General features: G+C 72.8%; 21 protein-coding genes and 1 other RNA gene. 3 read left to right on the top strand and 19 right to left on the bottom strand.

What is annotated here, in order from left to right:
* Positions 1-39 precede the first annotated feature (39 nt).
* Positions 40-1,194: an ROK family protein gene (locus ACIG47_RS04095; RefSeq protein ID WP_397429721.1), complete on the bottom strand. Its 1,155-nt coding sequence runs from the start codon at positions 1,192-1,194 to the stop codon at positions 40-42.
* A 306-nt stretch (positions 1,195-1,500) separates the two neighbouring features.
* On the opposite strand from ACIG47_RS04095, the gene ACIG47_RS04090 reads away from it, so the two are divergent.
* Positions 1,501-2,484 (top strand): DUF4349 domain-containing protein, encoded by a 984-nt coding sequence (locus ACIG47_RS04090; protein WP_397429720.1) that lies wholly within the window; start codon positions 1,501-1,503, stop codon positions 2,482-2,484.
* 73 nt (positions 2,485-2,557) lie between these two features.
* Here the strand turns inward: ACIG47_RS04090 and ACIG47_RS04085 are convergent, their stop codons facing one another.
* The 12 genes from ACIG47_RS04085 to ftsE form a co-directional block, all read right to left on the bottom strand.
* Positions 2,558-2,962 (bottom strand): RidA family protein, encoded by a 405-nt coding sequence (locus tag ACIG47_RS04085; protein ID WP_397416816.1) that lies wholly within the window; start codon positions 2,960-2,962, stop codon positions 2,558-2,560.
* 45 nt (positions 2,963-3,007) lie between these two features.
* Positions 3,008-4,201: an alanine racemase gene (locus ACIG47_RS04080; protein WP_397429719.1), complete on the bottom strand. Its 1,194-nt coding sequence runs from the start codon at positions 4,199-4,201 to the stop codon at positions 3,008-3,010.
* Between the two features lie 43 nt (positions 4,202-4,244).
* Positions 4,245-6,128 carry a beta-N-acetylhexosaminidase gene (locus ACIG47_RS04075; protein ID WP_397429718.1) on the bottom strand — a complete coding sequence of 628 codons (1,884 nt, stop codon included), beginning with the start codon at positions 6,126-6,128 and terminating at the stop codon, positions 4,245-4,247.
* A 29-nt stretch (positions 6,129-6,157) separates the two neighbouring features.
* A complete protein-coding gene (locus tag ACIG47_RS04070) occupies positions 6,158-6,763 on the bottom strand; it encodes a DNA-binding response regulator (protein ID WP_397416809.1) in 606 nt (201 codons plus the stop codon).
* Complete coding sequence (locus ACIG47_RS04065; protein WP_397429717.1) at positions 6,760-7,971, bottom strand: sensor histidine kinase; 1,212 nt, start codon at positions 7,969-7,971, stop codon at positions 6,760-6,762. The genes ACIG47_RS04070 and ACIG47_RS04065 overlap by 4 nt, the downstream gene beginning before the upstream one ends.
* 64 nt (positions 7,972-8,035) lie before the next feature.
* Entirely contained in the window at positions 8,036-8,713 is a 678-nt protein-coding gene (locus ACIG47_RS04060; RefSeq protein ID WP_397429716.1) for a hypothetical protein, read from the bottom strand.
* A 72-nt stretch (positions 8,714-8,785) separates the two neighbouring features.
* Positions 8,786-10,480, bottom strand: a complete 1,695-nt coding sequence (locus ACIG47_RS04055) for an alpha/beta hydrolase (RefSeq protein WP_397429715.1) — start codon at positions 10,478-10,480, stop codon at positions 8,786-8,788.
* Positions 10,481-10,639: 159 nt separating this feature from the next.
* Positions 10,640-11,008: a transfer-messenger RNA gene (ssrA, locus tag ACIG47_RS04050) on the bottom strand.
* Positions 11,009-11,115: 107 nt separating this feature from the next.
* Positions 11,116-11,598, bottom strand: a complete 483-nt coding sequence (gene smpB, locus ACIG47_RS04045; protein WP_119138723.1) for an SsrA-binding protein SmpB — start codon at positions 11,596-11,598, stop codon at positions 11,116-11,118.
* Positions 11,599-11,705: 107 nt separating this feature from the next.
* The gene (locus tag ACIG47_RS04040; RefSeq protein WP_397429714.1) at positions 11,706-13,100 is read right to left on the bottom strand and encodes a peptidoglycan DD-metalloendopeptidase family protein; all 1,395 of its coding nucleotides are present in this window, start codon (positions 13,098-13,100) and stop codon (positions 11,706-11,708) included.
* The gene (ftsX, locus tag ACIG47_RS04035) at positions 13,100-14,014 is read right to left on the bottom strand and encodes a permease-like cell division protein FtsX (RefSeq protein ID WP_397416798.1); all 915 of its coding nucleotides are present in this window, start codon (positions 14,012-14,014) and stop codon (positions 13,100-13,102) included. Before ftsX ends, ACIG47_RS04040 begins: the two co-directional genes overlap by 1 nt.
* A gap of 1 nt (position 14,015) precedes the next feature.
* Positions 14,016-14,792, bottom strand: a complete 777-nt coding sequence (gene ftsE, locus ACIG47_RS04030; protein WP_397416796.1) for a cell division ATP-binding protein FtsE — start codon at positions 14,790-14,792, stop codon at positions 14,016-14,018.
* Positions 14,793-14,990: 198 nt separating this feature from the next.
* On the opposite strand from ftsE, the gene ACIG47_RS04025 reads away from it, so the two are divergent.
* Positions 14,991-16,034 carry an NAD(P)-dependent alcohol dehydrogenase gene (locus ACIG47_RS04025; RefSeq protein WP_397429713.1) on the top strand — a complete coding sequence of 348 codons (1,044 nt, stop codon included), beginning with the start codon at positions 14,991-14,993 and terminating at the stop codon, positions 16,032-16,034.
* Between the two features lie 40 nt (positions 16,035-16,074).
* On the opposite strand, the gene prfB is transcribed toward ACIG47_RS04025, so the two are convergent.
* From prfB to ACIG47_RS04010, 3 genes are all read right to left on the bottom strand, one after another.
* The gene (prfB, locus tag ACIG47_RS04020; RefSeq protein ID WP_397416791.1) at positions 16,075-17,184 is read right to left on the bottom strand and encodes a peptide chain release factor 2; all 1,110 of its coding nucleotides are present in this window, start codon (positions 17,182-17,184) and stop codon (positions 16,075-16,077) included.
* A gap of 151 nt (positions 17,185-17,335) precedes the next feature.
* The gene (locus tag ACIG47_RS04015; protein WP_397429712.1) at positions 17,336-17,740 is read right to left on the bottom strand and encodes an ankyrin repeat domain-containing protein; all 405 of its coding nucleotides are present in this window, start codon (positions 17,738-17,740) and stop codon (positions 17,336-17,338) included.
* A gap of 75 nt (positions 17,741-17,815) precedes the next feature.
* Entirely contained in the window at positions 17,816-18,280 is a 465-nt protein-coding gene (locus tag ACIG47_RS04010) for a hypothetical protein (RefSeq protein ID WP_397429711.1), read from the bottom strand.
* A gap of 170 nt (positions 18,281-18,450) precedes the next feature.
* On the opposite strand from ACIG47_RS04010, the gene ACIG47_RS04005 reads away from it, so the two are divergent.
* Positions 18,451-19,785, top strand: a complete 1,335-nt coding sequence (locus ACIG47_RS04005; protein WP_397429710.1) for an endo-1,4-beta-xylanase — start codon at positions 18,451-18,453, stop codon at positions 19,783-19,785.
* A 70-nt stretch (positions 19,786-19,855) separates the two neighbouring features.
* Here ACIG47_RS04005 and ACIG47_RS04000 read toward each other — a convergent pair whose 3' ends face one another.
* Genes ACIG47_RS04000 through ACIG47_RS03990 form a run of 3 tightly spaced genes read right to left on the bottom strand, consistent with a single transcriptional unit; the run spans position 19,856 to position 20,927 of the window.
* Complete coding sequence (locus tag ACIG47_RS04000; RefSeq protein ID WP_397429709.1) at positions 19,856-20,338, bottom strand: pilus assembly protein; 483 nt, start codon at positions 20,336-20,338, stop codon at positions 19,856-19,858.
* Positions 20,335-20,727 carry a TadE family protein gene (locus ACIG47_RS03995; RefSeq protein WP_397429708.1) on the bottom strand — a complete coding sequence of 131 codons (393 nt, stop codon included), beginning with the start codon at positions 20,725-20,727 and terminating at the stop codon, positions 20,335-20,337. The genes ACIG47_RS04000 and ACIG47_RS03995 overlap by 4 nt, the downstream gene beginning before the upstream one ends.
* The gene (locus ACIG47_RS03990) at positions 20,724-20,927 is read right to left on the bottom strand and encodes a hypothetical protein (protein ID WP_397416777.1); all 204 of its coding nucleotides are present in this window, start codon (positions 20,925-20,927) and stop codon (positions 20,724-20,726) included. Before ACIG47_RS03990 ends, ACIG47_RS03995 begins: the two co-directional genes overlap by 4 nt.
* Between the last annotated feature and the right edge of the window lie 15 nt (positions 20,928-20,942).

Raw genomic sequence — 20,942 nt, 5'->3', positions numbered from 1 at the left:
GAGATGGGTCGCCTGCCGCCCACACGTGCGCTCGGATGCTCACGAGACCCCCAGCTGGGCGGAAAGCACGAGGACGGCGGCGCCCGCCAGCACCACGTCCTCGTCGAGTGCGGCCATCCGCAGCTGCAGGCCCGATGTGATGGCCGGCATGGTGCGCTGACGGATGGTGTCCAGCGCCGCCTCGCGCAGGGGGCCGTCGAGCAGGTCACGGGGACCGCTCAGCAGCACCTGGTCGAGGTTGAGCGCGCTGACGACCGGGGCGAGGGTCACGCCCAGCACCCGGCCAGCCGACGCCAGTGCGGCGTCGGAATCCTTCGTGTCCTTGCCCTCGACCGCGCGCCGCAGCGCCGGCACGGACAGGACGGTCTCGAGGCAGCCGCGGCGCCCGCAGGCGCACTGCACGCCGTCGTCCACGACGGTGACATGGCCGATCTCACCGGCGGCGTCACCCTGGCCGTGCACGCGGACGCCGTCGACCACCACACCCGCGCCGACACCGGCACCGACGGTGACCACGAGCATCCCGGAGCTGCCGCCGCCGTAGGTGAACTCGCCGAGGGCCGCCGTGTTGGCGTCGTTCGCGACGTGCACCGGCAGTCCCAGGCGCTCGCCCAGGAGCTCGGCGAGCGGCACGTCGTACCACCCGCGGTTGGGCGCCTCGACGACGCGGCCGTCCAGGTCGATGATGCCGGGCGAGCCGACGCCGACGCCGATCACCGGGTGGTTCGCCGCGGCCACGAGCCGGCGCACGAAGCGGGTGAGCAGGTCGACGAGCTCGTCGCCCGTGCGGCCGTCGATGTCGAGCTGCCGGCGCACCACGATCTCGCCCGTGAGGCTGAGGACCGCGCCGCGCATCCGGCCGTGCTCCGTGAGGTCCACCGCGACGATCTGGTAGGCGTCCGACCGCAGCCCCACGAGGATCGCGGGCTTGCCGACACGCTGGCCCGGCCGGGTGCCGAGCTCCTCCACCAGCCCCTCGGTGATGAGCACCGAGACCAGGTCGGAGATGGTCACGCGGGTGAGCGAGGTCGCTCGTGCGAGGTCGGCCCGGGAGGTGGGCCCCTCGTGGAAGAGGTGCTGCAGCACCAGGGACCGGTTGTGCGCCCTGGCGTGCTCGGGGAGCACCTTGGACGTCGCGCGCAACCGTGCGCCGAGCCCTCGCCCGGTGCCGTTGCGTTCTGTCGCCGTCGCCATGTTTGTTAGTAGACCTCCTTAACAGAGTCCCTGTCCATCGCCGGGTATGACCCGTAACAAGACTGTTACGTGGGTCACGCTTGCCCAGGGCGGAGCCGGACCTGCCGTCGCTTGCGGATTACTTCACGTGCCTGACGAAACCGAGCCTGCCGTACGCCGACGGAGCAGGCACGGCGTGACCGCACCGTGATCAAATACTGCGCAAAACCGAAGAAAAATCCGGTCACCGGGTCCACAAGTTCACAAAGGGATCACAGTTCTCAGGTGGGGAGCGTTCCGGCCTGACGGGCCTCCTACGCTCGTCCCATGAAGCGCATCCGGCCGGCCATGGGGGACGCGGGCCCGCCCGCGTGGCGGCCCTTCCGTACCCTCCTGGCGGCACTGACCACCGGGATCCTCGTCGTCGCCCTCGGGGCCTGCTCGGGCGGGGGCGCGAGCGACTCCGACGGCTCGGGGGCCGCCGTGGAGGAGGGTGCCGCGCAGAGCGAACCCCTCTCCCCCGACGGGGCGCGGGACGCCGTCGCCGACGCGACCGGCGCCGTCGGCCTGGCCGAGGCCCCCCAGGAGGCCGTGGACCGCGAGCTCGTCACGACGGGCAGCGCGACGCTCGCGGTGGAGGACCCGTTCGACGCCGCCGAGCGCATCGCGGGCCTCGTCGAGGGCGCCGGCGGACGCGTCGAGACCCGCGACGAGCAGGCCGCGACGGACCACGAGCCCGGCAGCGCCTCGATGACCCTGCGCATCCCCGCCGACCGGGTGTCCGCCACGCTGGACGCCCTCGGGGAGCTCGGCGAGGTGCGCGACCGGCACGTCGAGACCGTGGACGTCACCGGCACGGCCCAGGACCTGGACGCCCGCATCGAGGCGCTGCGCACGTCGACCGACCGGCTCCGTGAGCTCATGGCCGACGCCGACCGGACGTCCGACCTCATCGAGATCGAGGCGGAGCTGTCCACGCGCCAGGCGGAGCTCGACTCCCGGGTCTCCGAGCGCAACCGCCTCTCCGACGAGGTCGCGATGTCCACGCTGCACGTCGAGATCGTCGCGGAGGGCACGCCGGCCGCCCAGGCACGGCCCGGCGGGTTCGTCGGCGGTCTCACGGCGGGGTGGAACGCCCTGGTGAGCACCTTCAACGTGGTCGTCCTCGTGCTCGGGGCGATCATCCCGTGGCTGGCGCTGGTCGGCGTCGTGCTCCTCGTGGTCATGGGGGTCCGCCGTCAGGTCGCCCGCACGCGCGCCGCGGGTCCGACGCCGCCCGCCGCCGAGCCGGAGCCCGCGCCCGCCGAGTGAGCCGGACGCACCACGGCCCTGGTCCGACGTACCGGTGACGTCGGACCAGGGCCGTGGTGCGTGGTCGTGCAGGTCAGTCGGTGACGGCCAGCGCGTCGATCTCCACCAGCATCTCCTCGCGCGGCAGCCCCGTGAAGACGGTGGTGCGGCTCGGCAGCACCCCGCCAGGGCAGTGCTTCGTCACGAACTCGCCGTAGGCCTCGTTCATGACGGCGAAGTCCTCCCGCTTGGTGAGGTAGACGCGCAGCATCACCACGTCGTCGAAGGTGGCGCCGCCCGCCTCGACGATCGCCCGGACGTTCTCCAGCGTGCGGGTCGTCTGCGCCGCGACGTCGCCGGGGTACAGGTACTCCCCCGACGCCGGGTCGACCGGCCCCTGACCCGACACCTGCACGAACGGGCCCTTGCGCACACCCTGGTGGAACGTGTGCGCGGGCGCGGGGGCGTCGGGGGTGGAGATGGCGGTCTTCGTGGTCATCGGTTCTCCTTGCTGAGTCGTGCGGTGATCGGTCGGTCCTGCTGGTCAGAAGTCGAGCGTGACCTGCTCGACGACGTCGTCGCCCCGGGTCACCAGGGCCGTCCGGTACTTGTCGAGCACGGTGCACGGGTGCGAGATGCCGAAGCCGACCACGTCTCCGGGCCGGAGCACGCCGTCGGACGCCGGCTCGACGGACAGGTAGGCGTGCTGGTCGTTCAGAGCGGTCACCCGCACCCCGGGCAGCTCACGGGCCTCGCCCAGCCGGCCGGCGGCGTCCGGCGTGCGCGCCACGAGCGGAGTCGGCAGGTCGATGTCGAACGACACGTCCCGGCGGCCCATCCCGACGATGACGAGCCCGGGCTCCGGCGCGGACAGCACCGAGGCCCAGACGCGGATCGCCGGGCGCAGCCGGTCGACGCCCATCCGGGTCCACGGGTCGGCGTGCAGGTAGTGGCCGTGGTCGTGGGTCACGTACGCTCCGGAGCGGATCACGGCCCGCGCCGGCACCTCGGCGCCCGAGGCGTCCCGCAGCGGAGCACCCAGGTGCTGCGCCACGACGTCGGCGAACGCGCTGCCGCCCGCGCTGAGCACCACGGGGCCGTCCACCAGGCCGGCCAGCTCCGCCCCGGTCTCGCGCAGCTCCTCGCACCACCGGCCGACGGCGGCCAGCTCCTCGGCGCTGGTGCCGCTCGCCACAGGCCCCTCGTACCCGGCCACGCCGACGAGCCGCAGTCCCGCGTCGTGCACCCGCCCGGCGAGCGCGACGGCGTCGGACCGGCCGCGCACACCGGTGCGGCCGCCGGGCACGCCCAGCTCGACGAGCACGCCGAGCCGTGCCGCGGCCTGCGGGTCCGCGCCCGCGAACCCGGTGGCGAGCAGGTCGAGGCCGGGCTGTGAGTCGACGTAGACCCAGACCTCCTCGGCGGCGCCGCTCGCCAGCGCCGCGCGGAGCCACGCGACGTCGCGCGGGTCGACGATCTCGTTCGCGAGGAAGACACGCGGGACGCCCCAGCCGAGCACGGTCCGGAGCTGCCCGGGCGTGGCCACCGTGGCACCCCACACCCCGACCGCGGACTGGCGCTCCCAGACCCGGCGCGACATGTGGGTCTTGACGTGCGGGGCGTGCTCCACGCCCGTGGCGGCGAACGCCCCCGCCACCGTCGCGATGTTGTGCTCCAGCGACGCCTCGTCGAGCGTCAGCAGGGGCCAGAGGAACGTGGGGTCGTCGATGCGTGACACCCCCACATCCTGCCTTGTCACGGGAGCGGACCGCACACGCCGATCACTCTCGCCGTCCGAGTCGCCCGCCGGGTCGTTCCCCGGCGGCCGGGGACGGCAGGTTCTCCACGCCGCCGTCCTCCCGCCAGCCGCCCATGCCCGCCCAGCCGCCGGCCGCGGTCTCGGCGGCCAGGTCCCGCGGGTAGCCCTCGACACCGGGCCTGGTCTGCCAGGGAAGGGGCCCGGCCAGCGGGCGGTACTCGACGCCGTACGCGTCCAGGCGCGGCAGGTGGCGGCGTTCGAGGCGGTCCAGGAACTCCTTCGACGCCGTCGTCCCGGGCTCCCGGTCGACGGCGGGCGACCAGGCCACCTCGGCGAAGGCGGCCAGCCGGGGGTAGGTCGCGTAGTCGACCCGCCGCGCGCTGTCGAGATGCTCGCTCCACACCTGCGCCTGCACTCCCAGCAACCGCCCGGCCCCTCGTCGGGTGCCGGGTGCCCGCGGGGTCTCGGTGCCAGGAGCCCGCAGATCCCCAGCACCCAGCGCGGCCGGGAAGGGGTCGAAGGCGTAGACGTCCTCGACCGTGCGGAGGAAGCCCACCGGGATCGGTTCCGCGGGGTGGTCGCCCGCGCGGTGGTCCAGGTACACGACCTGCTCGGGCGCCATGACCACGTCGTGCCCGGCCGCGAGCGCGGCGGCGCCCTGCGCGTAGCCCCGCCAGGACGTGACGATCACGTCGCGCGGCAGCATCGGCGACACGGCCTCGTCCCAGACGACCGCGCGGCGGCCGGCGTCGGACACGTGCTCCGCGAGGCGGGACACGAACCAGCCGTGCAGCTGCGCGACGTCCGGGGCGCCGTCGGGCCCGACCAGGCCGAGCGCGCGGGCGCGGGCGACGATGTGCGGCGCGTCCCGCCAGAGCGTGGTCGGCACCTCGTCACCGCCCAGCGCGACGAACGGCGCGTCGAAGACGTCGAGCACCTCGTCGAGCACGTGGCGGAAGAACGCGAGCGAACCCTCGGACGGGTCGAGCACGTCCTGGCTGATGCCCCAGGTGGTGCGGACCCCCTGCCGGTCCTTGCGGGTGCCGAGCTCGGGGTAGGCAGCGACGGCGGCCTCGACGTGGCCGGGCACGTCGATCTCCGGGACCACGGTGACGCCGCGGTCGCGGGCGTACGCGACGATCTCGCGCAGGTCGTCCTGCGTGTAGAAGCCGCCGTGCGGGCGGCCGTCGCGGGAGCCGGTGCGCCAGGTGCCCACGGTGGACTCACGGCGCCACGCGCCCGTCCGCGTGAGCTCGGGGTAGCGGTGGACCTGCACCCGCCAGCCCTGGTCGTCGGTGAGGTGGAGCTGCAGCACGTTGAGCCGGTGGGCGGCGGCGAGGTCGACGAAGCGCAGCACGTCGTGCTTCGGCAGGAAGTGGCGGGCGACGTCGAGCAGGACGCCGCGCCACTCGAAGCGCGGGTGGTCCTCGATCCGCACGGCGGGCAGCAGCAGCTCCGACGGGACGTCGCGGTAGGGCGCGGACGCACTCCGGAAGGCCGCCGGGCCGGCGAGCTGACGCAGGGCCTGGACGGCCGCGTGCGCACCGGAGAGGTCCGCGGCCTCGATCCGCACGACGGCGGGCGGCGCCGCGCCCGTGGCCGGAGCCGGCGCGTCCGCGGCCGGCCGCGGCGTGGCAGGGGCCGGCGCCGCGGGGCCCACGTCGAGGCGGTAGGCCCCGGCAGGCAGCCCGGCGTCCCGCGCGACGACGACGTCGGCCTCCGGGCCGGTCACGGGCACCAGGTCGATCCCGAAGGCCTGGCCCATGGCCTGACGCCACCAGCGGGCAGCGGGCCGCAGCGCCGGGTCCGCCAGGACGGTCGCACCGTCCCCGAGCCGCGCCAGAGTGCCCCGGACCTGCATCGACGCAGGCACGGGGACGAGTCCAGGATCTCCGGGGTGGTGCACGGCTGCCACGATAGCGTGACGCCCCGCCGTCAGATCCAGCCGTGCTCGGCCGCGATGCGGGCCGCCTCGTGCCGGTTGGCGGCGCCGAGCTTGGCGATGGCGGCCGCGAGGTAGTTGCGGACGGTCCCGCGCGAGAGCGACACCCGCTGGGCGATCTCGTCGACGGGCGCACCGTCGCGCGCGAGCGCCAGCACGTCGGTCTCGCGCGGGGTGAGCGGCGAGTCGCCGGCGCCGATCGCCTCGGCGGCGAGATCCGGGTCGACGTACCGGCCGCCTGCGGCGACCTTCCGCACGACGTCGGCGAGCACCTGCGCCGACACGGTCTTGGGCAGGAAGGCGCGCGCGCCCGCGGCGAGCGCCGACTTCAGGTATCCGGGCCGGCCGTGCGACGTGACGATGATGCAGCGGCACTCGGGCAGCTCGGTCGCGAGCCGGCGGGTCACCTCGATCCCGTCCGGCTCGGGCATCTGGAGGTCGAGCAGGGCGACGTCGGGCCGCACGCGCAGCGCCGTGGCCACGGCCTCCTGGCCGGACGCCGCCTGCCCGACCACCTCGAGGTCGTCCTGGAGGTCGAGCAGTCCGGCGACGGCGTCGCGGATGAGGTGCTCGTCGTCGGCGACGAGGATGCGGGTCATGTCAGGCCTCTCTGGGCACCGGGACTGGACAGCGGGATCTGGGCGTCGAGCAGGAACCAGTCTCCGTCGCGGCGGGTGGTGACCCGGCCGCCGACGGACCGGAGGCGGTCGGCCATGGCCCGCAGGCCGGTCCCCCCGCCGTCGCGGCCTGTGGCGTCGGTGCCGGGTTGACCCGCGCCGTCGTTCGCGAGAGTGAGCTGCACCTGCCCGTCCTCGGTCGTCGTGGCGAGCGTGACCTGGGTGGCCGACGAGTGCCGCAGCACGTTCGTCACGCCCTCGCGCACCACCCAGGCCAGGGCCTCGGCGTACTCCTGCGGCACGGGCGAGCCGGTCACGGTGCAGCGGATGCCGGCCGAGGCGAGCAGGGATCGTGCGCCGGCCACCTCCCCGTCCCAGGTCACGCGGGTCTCGCCGCGCACGACGCGGCGCACCTCGTTCCCGGCCTCGTCCGCGAGCTGCCGGACGGCGGCGATCTGCTCGGCCGCGCGCTCGCCGCCGCCCCGGCGGACGAGCTCGGCGGCGAACTCGCTCTTGACGGCGATCGTGGTGAGCGTGCGCCCGAACACGTCGTGCAGGTCGCGGGAGATGCGCAGGCGCTCGTTCGCGAGCGCGAGCGCGGCGCGGTCCTCGTGCGCCCGCTGGAGGTCGCGCAGCACCCGCAGCACCCACGTGCTGCTCCACGAGCTCCACAGGCACAGGGTGATCAGCCCCACGCCCACCGCGACGCCCAGCGGGCTGCCGGCGGCGGCCAGCGGGGCGGCGACGAGCACGATCGCACCGTTGAGGTAGAGCGTGGGCCGTGCGTCGAGCACCGGCACGACGGCCGCGGCCGCCGAACCGACGGCGGCCGCGGAGGTGAGCCGCATCTCCGGCACGGGCCCGGTCAGCGAGACCACCACGAGCCCGGCCAGGCCCACCAGCCACGCGACGACGACGCCCCGGGCCACCGCCCGCGGACGCTCCACCAGCACGTCGAGCGCCCAGCGGGTGACCAGGAAGTTCCCGGCGGTGACGACGCAGGTCAGCGCGGCCGCCAGAGCGAACCACCCGAGGTGGCCGGAGACCGCCTCCCGACCGGTCGGGAGACCGGCGCTGAACAGGGAGACGACCGGTGTGACGGCCACCCCGTACGTGGACCAGCGCACGTAGGCCTCGAACCGCCGCGTGCTGACCGTCGAGCCCGCGCCCGCGAACCGTCGCTCCCCCATGCGCCACATTCTGCCTGCTGTCCTGGCCACCGGGAGCGGGGCCGGGGAGGTGGCCGGCCGCGGGTCAGTTCCCGACACCGTCGAGCAGCCAGTGGTAGCGCAGGCGCAGCGCTCGTTCGGTGCTGGCGGCCGCCGCGGCCAGCGTCAGGCCGATGTTGAGCCATGCCGGCAGCACGACGGGCGACGTGAACGTGCCGAACCGCTCGGCCACCGGCGGCAGCCTGAAGAGCACCTCGGCGAGCTGCGGCACCAGCAGGACCACGGAGACGACCAGCACCAGGACCGACACGGCGCTGACCAGCCGGCCGATCCCGGGGTTCTCGCGGTCGAGGCGGGCGCGACGCCCCTCCGCCGACGCCGGGTCCGGCACGAGCTGGTACTCGGACCCGTCGTCGGCCACGTAGTGGCACCGCCGGAGCCCGAAGGCCGTCTTGACCACCTCGATGGTGCCGCCCTCGACGGGGAACGCCGCGGGGAGCTTCGACGTGGCCTGCTGCCGGCCGTCCACGTAGAGGTGCGCCCGGCCCTCGCCGTCGTCCCCCTGCAGGTGACGCACCTCGACGGCGTAGGTCACCTGCCCGCCGTCCGGGCGGGCCAGGGTCAGGTAGAGCAGCGACCTGCTCAGGTGCTGCCACCACCGGAAGGGCTGGAGCGGACGGCCGTCCCCCGGCCTGACCCGTCGTGCGGCGCGCCGCATCGTCCAGCTCGTGCCGCGCCCGTCGGACGTACCGTCCTCGCTCATGTCGTCCTCCTGCCTCGTGTGCTGTCGTGGTGTGCTGGTGTGGTGCGCTGGTGTGATGTCGGCCCGGGCGGGTCAGGAGGCCCGGCAGGACGTGTCGCGGGCGGGCATCTCGCCGTCGACGAGGTAGCTCGTGCCGATGTTCAGTGCGCACGCGTTACCGCCGAGCACGTAGACACCGTGACCGCTGCCGTCGACCGTCACCAGTCGAGACCGGTCGGCGAACTTCTCGCGCAGGCGCTGACCGCCCGCGAGCGGGGTGACCGGATCGCGCCGGTTCTGCAGGATCAGCACGTTGCGAGGACCCTCGTCGTTGATCGCCACCGGCGGTCCGGCCGGCTCGGGCCAGTAGGAGCACGGCAGGATGTTCGCCGACGCGGCGCCGAACAGCGGGAACCTCGTGCGGTCCTCGGCGACCGCCTTCCGGTAGGTGTCGACGTTCTCGTCCCACTCGACGTCGTTGCAGGTCGTGGCCAGGAACACCGACAGCGCGTTGGAGACCGGCGACACCTCGCCGTCCGCCGCGGTGCCGGTGCCGGTGCCGGTGCCGGTGCCCGTGCCCGTGCCGGACAGCGTGCCCAGGCCCGACAGGACGCCGTCGAGGTCGGTCGTGTCCAGCAGGTTCCGGACGGCGGTGCCGTCACCCTTCTGGAGCCACTGCCAGGTCTGCGCCGTCCGCCCGTAGGACCGCTCGCTGTAGAGGCCCACGAAGATCGCCTGGCGGAACAGCGCGCCGTCCACCCCGTCGACCGGGCTCTCGTCCAGCCGCTCGGCGGTCTCGAAGTACGTCGCGCGCACCTGCGCCGGCGTGCGGCCCAGGCCGTAGGCGGCGTGCCGCTCGGCCGCCCACCTCGCGAAGTCCGGGAACGTCTGTTCCATGCCCAGCGCGAACCGGCGCAGCCCCTCCCGGTCGAGGTGCGTGTCACCGACGTTGCTGTCGAGCACCACCCGGTCGGCGGTCTCGGGGAACATCGACGCGTACGCCGCACCGAGCGCCGTCCCGTACGAGTAGCCCAGGAAGCTGGCCTTCTCCTCGCCGAGCGCCGCCCGGATGCTGTCAAGGTCGCGGGCCATGTTCGCCGTCGACACGTGGTGGAGCCCGCCGTTCTCGTTCGTGCGCGCGCACTGCGCGGCGGCCTCCTCGACGATCTCCGCGCGCTCGAGCACCGCGGCGTCGTCCGGCGCGTACGGCGGGATGTTGCCGTAGTAGCCGCCGTCGACGGGGAACTCGCAGTCGACCCGCGTCGAGTGACCGACGCCGCGGGTGTCCATGCCGATCAGGTCGTAGGCGCTCAGCACGCTGTCGGGCAGGCCCTGGGATGCCAGGAGCGTGGGCTGCGTGAGCCCCGAGCCACCCGGGCCGCCGGGGTTGAGCAGCAGGATGCCGCGCCGCTCGGCGGGGTCGGTGCTCGCCAGCCGCGAGATCTCCAGGTCGATCTGCTGCCCGTCGGGGTCGGAGTAGTCCAGCGGCACGGACACGGTCGCGCAGCTCAGCACGTACGGCAGAGCCTCCGCCGCGACCTCTGCGGGGCACTCGCCCCACTCGGCCTGTGCGGGAGCTGCTTGTGCAGGAGTCGCCTGTGCGGCGCCGGCCTCGGCATCACCCCGCACGGCGGCAGCGGCGGGTCCGGCCAGCGCTCCGGCCAGGCCCAGCACGGCGAGCAGGGCCACGGCGCGGCGTCGCGCACGCCACGGTCGGGCGGCAGGGGCGCCGAGGCGCGGTGTGTCGGACGGGTTCGGGTACGGAGGACTGAGCTCGTCTCGGTTCATGTACCCAGCCTCCGCCGGCGCACGCGCGCCCGGCAGTGCCATGAATCACCAGCCCGCCCACCGTTCGCACGGGCCGGACCATGACGGATGTCATGCCCGGGGACAGGACCGGGTACGACGAAGCGCCGCGCCCCCGAGGGGGCACGGCGCTTCGTGGAAGGGTGGAGCTGCCGGGAATCGAACCCGGGTCCGGTATCGGTTTTCGAGGACTTCTCCGGGCGCAGTCTGCTGTGGATTTTCTCGGCCCCCGTGCTCGCGCAGACACGTTCACGGACAGGCCCAGTCACCTGAGAGTCCCCGCAGCCCCGATGACGAGGGCTACGAGCAGTGGCTTCCTAGATGACGCGGGTGACCGGAGCGGAAGCAGACTCCGGGCCCACGGACTTCGGGCTCGCTCAGGCGGCGAGGGCGAAGTCGTTGCGCGAGTTATCGGCAACTATTGGTTTACAGGCATCGTTAACGAGATAAGCCTGCATCCTCGGCCCGCTTCTCCTCGAAGCACGACCACCGTCGAAACCGATCAGCCCCTATGGTGTTTTCAACCAGCCCCCGGCCGGGCCCTTCGCCCGTCCGGAGTCATCCCAGTCTAGGGGATCAACACCCTGACCGGGAACGTTATTTCCGCGACACCCGGCTCAGCCGAGCATCTCCTTGTGCCGCATGGCCCGCCGTGCCTCGCGCATGTCCTGCTGCTCGCGCAGCGTCTGACGCTTGTCGTACTCCTTCTTGCCGCGGGCCAGCGCGATCTCGACCTTGGCCCGGCCGTCCAGGAAGTACAGGCGGAGCGGCACGAGGGTGTGGCCCTTCTCGCGCGACTTCGACTCCAGCCGCGCGATCTCCTCGCGGTGCAGCAGCATCTTGCGCCGACGCCGCGGCGCGTGGTTGTTCCACGTGCCCTGGAAGTACGCGGGGATGTGCACGTTCTCGAGCCACGCCTCGCCACGATCGATGGTGGCGTAACCGTCGGTGAGCGACGCACGCCCCATCCGCAGCGCCTTGACCTCGGTGCCCGAGAGCACCAGGCCGGCCTCGAAGACGTCCTCGATCACGTAGTCATGACGGGCCTTCTTGTTGTTCGCCACGATCTTGCGCGGATCGTCCACGTTCTTCTTGGCCATGGTCTCCCTCCGGGGTCAGTGCTGGTCCGGCCTGCCCCGTGCAGGCAGCGCGACGTCCCATTTTACGCGCCAGACCCGGACGGACCAGGCTTTAACCGCCCGTTCGCTCAGAGCCAGGTCATCGGGTCCACGGTCGAGCCGTTCACGTACAGCTCGAAGTGCAGGTGGCAGGCCGTGGACGTGCCCGTGGTCCCCGAGTAGCCGATCACCTGACCCCGCGAGACGTGCTGTCCGGACGAGACGGCGAACGAGGTGAGGTGGTTCGAGCTGGACATGACGCTCGTGCCGCTGGAGGTGTAGCCGTGGTCGATCAGCACCTGGTTGCCGAGTCCCGCCAGGGTACGCGCGTACAGCACGGTGCCGTCGGCGGCCGCCAGGATCGGTGTGCCGCAGTACGCCCGGAAGTCCGTGCCGGCGTGCAGCCGGGAGTAGTTCAGCACCGGGTGGAACCGCATGCCGTAGGAGGAGGTGATGTACGGGTTCGCCGTCGGATAGCTGAGGAACGACAGGGTGCCGCCACCGGACGACCCGCCCGAGGACCCTCCGGACGACCCGCCCGAGGAGCCGCCCGAGGTGTCGCCGGACGACGACTCCTCGGCCGCTGCCGCCTCTCGCTCCGCCCGTTCCCGGGCCAGCCGCTCGTCACGCTCCCGCTGGTCGGCGATGATGCCCTTGAGATCGGACTCGATGGAGCTCAGCTCCTGCTCGGTGTCGCGCATGTTCGCCAGCGCGACGTCCTTGCGGCGCTCGATGCGCGCCTTGAGCCGCTCCTGCTCCTCGATCAGGCGCTCGATCTCCGCCTTGCGCTCCACCGCGGCCTGCTTGGCCTGCTCCTTGGAGCGCACGTTCTCGTCGGCCAGGCGCTTGAGCTCCGTGACCGCCTCGCGGATCGCCGTCAACCGGGCCTGCAGGTTCCGCGCGGTGGCCTCGGCGTCCTGCAGCTCGGCCAGGGTGCGCGCCCGGATCCGGGCCGCCGACGACGAGACCGAGTACCCGTCGATGAACTCCTCGGTGCTCTCGGCCCCGGTCACCAGCCCGATCGTCGACCCGGTGCCCGCGCCGCGCAGCTCCTCGCGCGCCATCTGCGCGATGTCCTCGCGCGCGCCGTCCACCTTCCCGGACCCGTCCTGGAGCTGGCGGCTGACCGTCGCCTCCTCCACCTGGGCGTCCGCGAGCCGCTGCGCGAGGATCGCCGCCTCGCGCTCGGCACGCTCCAGCTCGGCCTCGGCGACGGCCAGCTCGGCCTCCGCCACGGGCAGGCGTCCCTCGACCTGGTTGAGCTCCAGGACGGCGTCGGCGAGCTGGGCGTCGGTGTGCTCCAGCTCGGACTCCAGGCTCTCGCGCTCCTGCTCCTTCGCGGCCTGCTCGCGCTCGGCGGCGGCCCGGCGGTCGTCGAGGTCGTCGGCGTGCACGGCAGCCGAGCCGCCCACGAGCAGCAGCACGGCGAGCGCCGCGGCCAGCGGGCCGCGCGCCCGGGACAGGGGGTTTCGGAGCGCAGTCATCAGATCCTCGTGTACCGGTTCAGGGTGAAGAAGGACGAGAGAGCAGCCAGGGCGACGGCGATGACCACGAGCAGGGGCGCGACCTGGAGCACGTCGACCTCCGACACGTAGGCCACCCAGTCGACGGACCGTTCGAGCCAGTCGGTGACCATGAAGCGCACCGCCACCCAGAGCCCGGCCCCCGCGAGCAGGGACCCGAGCACGGCCGCCAGTGCGCCCTCCAGCAGGAAGGGGAGCTGGATGAACAGGTTGGACGCACCCACCAGGCGCATGATCTCCGTCTCCTTGCGGCGGGAGACCGCACTCAGGCGGATGGTCGTGGTGATCAGCAGCACCGCCGCCAGGAGCATGACGCCGGCCAGTCCCGCCGCGAGCAGGGTGGCCACGTTCAGGGTGCGGAAGAGCGGCTCGAAGACGGCCCGCTGGTCCTCGACGATCTCGACGCCGTCCCGCCCGGACAGCACGTCGCTCACGACGGCCACCTGCTCGGCGTCCGTCAGCTTGAGGCGGAGCGAGGCCTGCATGTCCTCGACGGTGAGCTGCGTGCCCTGGTAGCCGTCCGGGTACCGCTGCTCGAACGCGTCGAACGCCTGCTGCTTCGACTCGAACCAGACCCGGCTGACCTGGCCCGACAGCTCGGTGTCGATGACCTGGCGCAGCGCGTCGACCTGCTGGTCGGTAGCCTCGCCGCCGGCGCACGACGGCGCGGCCGACTTGCCCTGGGGGCACAGGAAGACCGACACCTCGACCCGGTCGTACCAGTCGTCCTTGAGCTTGCCGATCTGGGCCTGGAGCAGGGCGCCCGCACCCACGAACGTCAGGGACACGAAGGTGACGAGCACGACGGCCACGACCATCGTGGTGTTCCGGCGCAGCCCCGAGAAGACCTCGCCGAGCACGAACTGGAAGCGCACGTCAGGACCCCCGGACCGTCTGGACCGGCAGGCGGGTCCCGTTGCCCGGGGCGTCCAGCACGGGCGACGCCCCGACGTCGGGCAGGATCGCCTCGCGCTCGCCGTAGCCGCCGCGCGCCTCGTCGCGGACGACGACGCCGTCGGACAGCTCGACGACCCGGCGACGCATCTCGTTGACGATCTCGTCGTCGTGCGTGGCCATGACGACCGTGGTGCCGGTGCGGTTGATGCGGTCCAGCAGGCGCATGATGCCCAGCGAGGTGGTGGGGTCGAGGTTGCCCGTCGGCTCGTCCGCCAGGAGGATCTGCGGCCGGTTCACGATGGCGCGCGCGATGGCGGCGCGCTGCTGCTCACCGCCCGACAGCTCGGTGGGCATCCGCTTCTCCTTGCCCGCCAGGCCGACCATGTCCAGCACCTCGGGCACCGTGTCCCGGATGACGTGCCGGGGCTTTCCGATCACCTGCAGGGCGAACGCCACGTTCTCGTGGACCGTCTTGTTCTGCAGCAGCCGGAAGTCCTGGAACACCACGCCGAGCTGGCGACGCAGCGTCGGCACCCGCCAGCCCGAGAGGTTGGCGACGTCGCGCCCCGCCACGTAGACGCGGCCGCGGGTGGGTCGCTGCTCGCGCAGCACCAGCGACAGGAAGGTGGACTTGCCCGAGCCCGAGGCCCCCACGAGGAAGACGAACTCGCCACGCTCGACGTCCACGGAGACCTGGTCGAGGGCAGGCCGTGCGCCGCGCGCGTAGACCTTCGACACGTTCTCGAACCTGATCACGAGCCCGACACTAAGTGGGGTGCCCCGTGGCGTGTCGGGGAGACACGCCGACGGGGGTCACCCGGTCACGGGCTCCGCCTCGCCATACCAGCGCAAACCCCTGTGTAACCGGCATTTCGCCGGGGCTGTCCCCGTGCCGGACCCCGCCGGATGGGGTCTGATGGGGGAACCGGCCCCCGGCAACAGGAGCGTGAGCTGATGCGTGCTGTCGTGTTCGAGAAGTTCCAGACCTTCCCCACCCTGCGCGAGGTGGACCGGCCGAGCCCGGGCCCGGGCGAGGTGCTGCTGAAGATCGCCGGCTCCGGTGCCTGCCACTCCGACGTGGCGCTGTACAAGGAGTTCGCCGAGGGCCAGCCGGGGTCGTTCGCGCCGCCGTTCGTGCTGGGGCACGAGGCCTCCGGCTGGATCGAGGAGCTGGGACCGGGCGTCACCGGGTTCAGCGAGGGCGACGCCTACCTCGTGTACGGACCCAACGGCTGCGGGCACTGCAAGGCCTGCTCGCGGGGACAGGACACGTACTGCGAGAACGCCGCGACCATGCCGTGGGCGGCCACGGGCATCGGGCGGGACGGCGGCATGGCGGAGTACATGGTGACGCCGGCCCGCAACCTGGTGCCGCTGGGCGACGCCGACCCCGTGGCCGCCGCTCCCCTGGCCGACGCGGGTCTCACGCCGTACCACGCGATCAAGCTGTCCCTGCCCAAGCTCGCGGGCGGCGGGAAGTTCGCGCTGGTGGTCGGGCTCGGCGGGCTCGGGCAGATCGCGGTGCAGATCCTCACCGCGCTCACCGGCGCGACCGTGATCGCCACGGACATGAAGCAGGACGCCATGGACCGCGCGGCGGCCGCCGGCGCCGTCACGGTGCCCGGCGGGCCGGACCAGGTCGCGGCGATCCGCGAGATCACGGGCGGCCGCGGCGTGGACGCGGCGTTCGACCTGGTGGGCGCGGCACCGACGATCAAGACCGCCCAGGCGTGCCTGGCCCAGCAGGGCCGGCTCACCGTGGTCGGGATCGCCGGGGGCGTCACCGAGTGGAGCTTCTTCACCAACCCCTACGAGGCCGAGATCACGAACACCTACTGGGGCACGGTCGAGGAGCTCTACGAGGTGGTGGCGATGTACCGCGCGGGGCAGATCGTGCCCGACGTGGAGCGCTACAGCCTCGACCAGTTCGACGAGGCGTACCGCAAGCTCGAGTCGGGACAGCTCTCCGGGCGCGCCGTCATCGTGCCGCACGCCTGACCGGCGCGGGCGGCGCGCCGTCGTGCCGCCCGCCTCGGGCTCAGCTGCCCGAGCCGCCCCGGCGCCAGCGGATGCCGGCCTCGATGAAGTCGTCGATGGCGCCGTCGAACACGGCCTGCGGGTTGCCCGACTCGTGCTCGGTGCGCAGGTCCTTGACCATCTGGTACGGCTGCAGCACGTAGGACCGCATCTGGTCGCCCCAGCTGGCCTTGATGTCGCCGGCCATCTCCTTCTTCTTCGCGGCCTCCTCCGCCTTGCGGAGCAGCAGCAGGCGCGACTGGAGCACGCGGTAGGCGGCGGCGCGGTTCTGGATCTGCGACTTCTCGTTCTGCATCGCGACCACGACGCCGGTCGGGATGTGCGTCATGCGCACGGCGGAGTCGGTCGTGTTGACCGACTGGCCACCCGGGCCCGAGGAGCGGTAGACGTCGATCTTGAGCTCCGACTCGGGGATGTCGATGTGGTCGGTCTGCTCGATGAGCGGGATCACCTCGACCGCGGCGAAGGACGTCTGCCGCCGGCCCTGGTTGTCGAACGGCGAGATGCGCACCAGGCGGTGCGTGCCCGCCTCGACCGACAGGTTGCCGAAGGCGTAGGGCACGTTGACCTCGAAGGTCGCGGACTTGAGGCCCGCCTCCTCCGCGTACGAGGTGTCGCCGACCTTGGTCGGGTAGCCGTGCCGCTCGGCCCAGCGCAGGTACATGCGCATGAGCATCTCCGCGAAGTCGGCGGCGTCGACGCCGCCCGCACCCGCGCGGATGGTCACGACGGCCTCGCGGGCGTCGTACTCCCCGTTCAGCAGGGTGCGGACCTCGAGGGCGGCGAGGTCCTTGCGGATCTTGGCGACCTCCTCCTCGGCCTCGGCGAGCGAGTCCGCGTCGTCCATCTCCTGGCCCAGCTCGACGAGCGTCTCGACGTCGTCGATGCGGGCCGCGAGCTTCTCGACACGGCTCAGCTCGGCCTGGGCGGCCGAGAGCGCGGAGGTGACCTTCTGGCCCTCCTCCGGGTCGTCCCACAGGTTGGGCGCCGACGCCTGCTCCGACAGCTCGGCGATCTTGGCCTCGAGCGCGGTGGGGTCGCTCACGGCCTCGATGGACTCGAGGGTCGTGCGGAGCGCCTTGATCTCTGCGGGGAAGTCGTTGGTTGCCACGATGTTCAAGGTTACCCGCGCATCGCGGTGCCCGACGCCGGAACGCCCGCGTGCTACGCCGCAGGCCGGACGCGGGCGACGCCGCGGGCCCGGTGGCGGGCATCCGCCGCAGGCCCGGTGGCGGGCGTCCGCCGCAGGCCCGGCAGCGGGATCAACCCTGGCGAGGCTCCGGAAGCTCGCGGCCGAACATCTGGGCGGTCGCGCGGGCGCTCGGGGTGCCGGCGTCGGGGTCGGCGCCGTGGTCGACCAGCGCCTGGACCACCTCCCCGGCCCCCTTGAAGACGGCACCCGCCAGCGGCGACTGGTTGCGGCCGTTCAGCCGGTTCACGTCAGCACCGCGCTCGGCGAGGCCCGCCGTGAGGCCCGCATGGCCGTGGTACGAGGCGAGCATCAGCAGGGTGTTGCCCGCCTCGTCGGCCAGGTCCGCCGGCAGCCCCGCGTCCACGAGGTCCAGCAGCACGTCGGCGCCCTGGTGGGCGAGGTCGAAGATCTGCTCCGGCTCCAGGCGCGTGCCGCCCCCGTCGCCCGTGCTCTGCTGGTCGGCGCTCTCGCTCATGCCCCCAACCTAAGCGGTCCAGGCAGCTCCGGCAGCCAGGTCCCGGCCGGGCCGCTGGTCAGGTCGAGCTCGACGTCACCAGGCCCTGGCCGTCGCCGTGGCAATGAGCGCGACGCCTCCGCCGTACTCGTCCGTGAACCAGCGCAGCAACGGCGGCCGCGACACCCCCTCGAGGACCACACGGGCCGACCGGCCGTCCGGCGACGACGCCTCGGCCACCGCCACGGGCACCCCCGGCGGGTGCTCGGCGAGGTGGTGCTCGACGGCGGCGCGCACCCCGGCGTCGGACAGCGTGAGCGGAGCACCCACGGCGGGAGTGCCGAGGCCCGCGTAGAAGGAGTCCGGTGAGATCGCGTCCGCAGCGTCTGCCGCGGCCAGGTCCGCGACGTCGTACAGCGCCTTGCGGTCCAGGTGCACGGCGCCCGCCGAGGCGACGACGGCGACCAGCATCAGCGCGAACGCGACGAACGCCGAGGTCAGGAGCATGATCCGCCCGCTCTCCCGCGCCTGCCGGGTGTTCTCCCGGCCCCTGGACCTCATGGGCACCAGTCTGGTGCGGTCGGCCGGCGTCCGCCCGGCCTGGGCCCGCGACCTGTGGACAAACTTCTTCGAAAACGTTTAGCGAAATCTCTTGACACCGCCCCCGAGTCTTCGAAATCCTTTTCGACGCATGACGAGCCAACGATGGCACGTCACGAGAGAGAGGATCGATGATGACCCGAACTCGCACCTCACAGCGCTCCAGGCGCTCCCTCCGCACCATCTCGTTCGGCACCCTGGCCGCCGTGCTCCTCACGTCCGCGGTCTCGGCCGGGGTGGCGGCCACCTCGGCCCAGGCCGCCGGCAGCACGCTGCAGGCGGCGGCCGCGGAGTCCGGCCGGTACTTCGGCACCGCCATCGCCGCGGGCAAGCTCTCCGACACGCAGTACACGACCATCGCGAACCGTGAGTTCAACATGGTCACGGCCGAGAACGAGATGAAGATCGACGCGACCGAGCCGAACCAGAACCAGTTCACCTTCACCAACGGTGACCGGATCGTGAGCTGGGCGCGGAGCAACGGCAAGCAGGTCCGCGGCCACACCCTGGCCTGGCACTCGCAGCAGCCGGGCTGGATGCAGAACATGAGCGGTTCGGCCCTGCGGTCGGCGATGCTCAACCACGTCACGCAGGTCGCGACGCACTACCGCGGCCAGATCCACTCCTGGGACGTGGTGAACGAGGCGTTCGCCGACGGTTCGTCGGGCGCCCGGCGCGACTCGAACCTGCAGCGCACCGGCAACGACTGGATCGAGGCCGCGTTCCGGGCGGCCCGGGCCGCCGACCCGAACGCGAAGCTCTGCTACAACGACTACAACACGGACAACTGGAGCCACGCCAAGACCCAGGCCGTGTACAACATGGTCCGCGACTTCAAGTCCCGCGGGGTGCCGATCGACTGCGTGGGCTTCCAGGCCCACTTCAACAGCGGCAACCCGGTGCCGAGCAACTACCACACCACCCTCGGCAACTTCGCGGCCCTGGGGGTCGACGTCCAGATCACCGAGCTCGACATCGCCGGCTCCGGCACCTCGCAGGCCGAGCAGTACCGCGGCATCGTGCAGGCCTGCCTCGCCGTGTCCCGCTGCACCGGCATCAGCGTGTGGGGCGTGCGGGACTCCGACTCGTGGCGGGCCGGCGACACCCCGCTGCTGTTCGACGGCAACGGCAACAAGAAGCTCGCGTACAACTACACGCTCGACGCCCTGAACGCGGGCGGCACAGGCAACCCCCAGCCCGGTGACGGGTGCACCGTGACCGTGACCCGTGCCGAGGAGTGGTCCGACCGGTTCAACGTGTCGCTCGCGGTCTCGGGCAGCTCGACCTGGCGCGTGTCCATCCGGCTGCAGGGTGCGCAGACCCTGCAGAACTCCTGGAACGCCACCGTCTCCGGCACCAGCGGCACGTTGACCGCCACACCGAACGGCGCCGGGAACTCGTTCGGCATCACGCTCTACAAGAACGGCACCACCACTCTGCCGACGGCGACCTGCTCGACCACCTGATCGTCGGTCCGTCCGGTCGGACGCCCGTCCTTCCGCAGGTCGCGGGAGGGCGGGCGTCCCGCACGACCGGTCACGGGCGCACGCTCGTGTAGGCGTCCACCGTCGCGGCACGGGCGGCCTCGACCGGGACCGCCAGCGGCAGCCAGGGGCTCAGCAGCTCGGGCACCAGCGGCAACGGCACCTCGACGCGCACCACGGCACCCACCGTGCCGCCCGGCGTCAGACAGGGCGAGTCCGAGCACTCCAGGGTCAGCGCGCCGGCGTCGCGCGGGAAACCCTGGTCGGCCAGCGCGATGCCCGCGGCGATGTCCGCACGAGCCGTGCCCGCGGCCGACGACTCGGCGGTGACCATCGCGCGCACCGCCTCCCGCGCGGCACCCTCGGCGGCGAACGCACCGGCCTGCACGCGACCGAGCGCCATCACGAGATAGACCAGCGGGACCAGCAGGATCAGCGTGACGCCGAGGAACTCGACCATCGCGGAGCCGCTCTCGTCCGCGTGGTCCCGGAGGCGTCTCGCCCACGGCCCCGGGTGCGCCGGCCGGCCCGTCACTGCTCCTCCAGCGCATGGCCGCGCACCGTCAGCACGCCGCCCGGGCCGAGCAGGCCGACGACCGGCAGCGGGGCACGCACGGTCACCTCCGTCACCGCGACCCCGCCCGACGTCGTGCGTCCGGCCGTCACGTCACGGGCGTACGCACCGGTCAGCGTGTCGGCAAGGAGGGCACGGGTCCGCGCGGCACCGTCCGCCAGGCCCCGGTCCGCCCGAGCGGCCACTCGTGCTCCCTCGGCGGCCGCGTCGATCGCGAGGGAACGGACGTGCACGGCGAGCGCCACCTGCACGACCCCGAGGAAGATCGCCAGGACCAGGACGGACACGAGGACGAACTCGGCCGCCGCGGAGCCCGCCTCCGAGCGGAGCCGACGCTGCGGCCGGCTCATCCCTGGCCGGTGACGCTGCTGATCGCCTGCCGGAACGCGTTCTCCAGGAGCGGTCCGGCGACGGCCCAGAGCGCGACCACGAGGCCAGCGGTCATCAACGTGACCAGCACCCAGCCCGGCACGTCCCCCCGTTCGTGCTCGTTCCGGTCGTGCTCGTTCTCGTCGTGCTCGTGCTCGTCGTGCTCGGTGGCGTGGCGCATGGCGCGTCCTTTCGT

The sequence above is a fragment of the Promicromonospora sp. NPDC052451 genome (assembly GCF_044547525.1).
GTDB lineage: Bacteria > Actinomycetota > Actinomycetes > Actinomycetales > Cellulomonadaceae > Promicromonospora.
This window is presented reverse-complemented; position numbering and strand designations above follow the sequence as displayed.

Bases quoted from the DNA above. Each gene is read 5' to 3' on its own strand.
- ACIG47_RS04095 (WP_397429721.1), bottom strand. From the start codon at position 1,194: ATGGCGACGGCGACAGAACGCAACGGCACCGGGCGAGGGCTCGGCGCA.
- ACIG47_RS04090 (WP_397429720.1), top strand. From the start codon at position 1,501: ATGAAGCGCATCCGGCCGGCCATGGGGGACGCGGGCCCGCCCGCGTGG.
- ACIG47_RS04085 (WP_397416816.1), bottom strand. From the start codon at position 2,962: ATGACCACGAAGACCGCCATCTCCACCCCCGACGCCCCCGCGCCCGCG.
- ACIG47_RS04070 (WP_397416809.1), bottom strand. From the start codon at position 6,763: ATGACCCGCATCCTCGTCGCCGACGACGAGCACCTCATCCGCGACGCC.
- ACIG47_RS04065 (WP_397429717.1), bottom strand. From the start codon at position 7,971: ATGGGGGAGCGACGGTTCGCGGGCGCGGGCTCGACGGTCAGCACGCGG.
- ACIG47_RS04060 (WP_397429716.1), bottom strand. From the start codon at position 8,713: ATGAGCGAGGACGGTACGTCCGACGGGCGCGGCACGAGCTGGACGATG.
- ACIG47_RS04055 (WP_397429715.1), bottom strand. From the start codon at position 10,480: ATGAACCGAGACGAGCTCAGTCCTCCGTACCCGAACCCGTCCGACACA.
- smpB (WP_119138723.1), bottom strand. From the start codon at position 11,598: ATGGCCAAGAAGAACGTGGACGATCCGCGCAAGATCGTGGCGAACAAC.
- ACIG47_RS04040 (WP_397429714.1), bottom strand. From the start codon at position 13,100: ATGACTGCGCTCCGAAACCCCCTGTCCCGGGCGCGCGGCCCGCTGGCC.
- ACIG47_RS04025 (WP_397429713.1), top strand. From the start codon at position 14,991: ATGCGTGCTGTCGTGTTCGAGAAGTTCCAGACCTTCCCCACCCTGCGC.
- ACIG47_RS04015 (WP_397429712.1), bottom strand. From the start codon at position 17,740: ATGAGCGAGAGCGCCGACCAGCAGAGCACGGGCGACGGGGGCGGCACG.
- ACIG47_RS04010 (WP_397429711.1), bottom strand. From the start codon at position 18,280: ATGAGGTCCAGGGGCCGGGAGAACACCCGGCAGGCGCGGGAGAGCGGG.
- ACIG47_RS04005 (WP_397429710.1), top strand. From the start codon at position 18,451: ATGATGACCCGAACTCGCACCTCACAGCGCTCCAGGCGCTCCCTCCGC.
- ACIG47_RS03995 (WP_397429708.1), bottom strand. From the start codon at position 20,727: ATGAGCCGGCCGCAGCGTCGGCTCCGCTCGGAGGCGGGCTCCGCGGCG.
- ACIG47_RS03990 (WP_397416777.1), bottom strand. From the start codon at position 20,927: ATGCGCCACGCCACCGAGCACGACGAGCACGAGCACGACGAGAACGAG.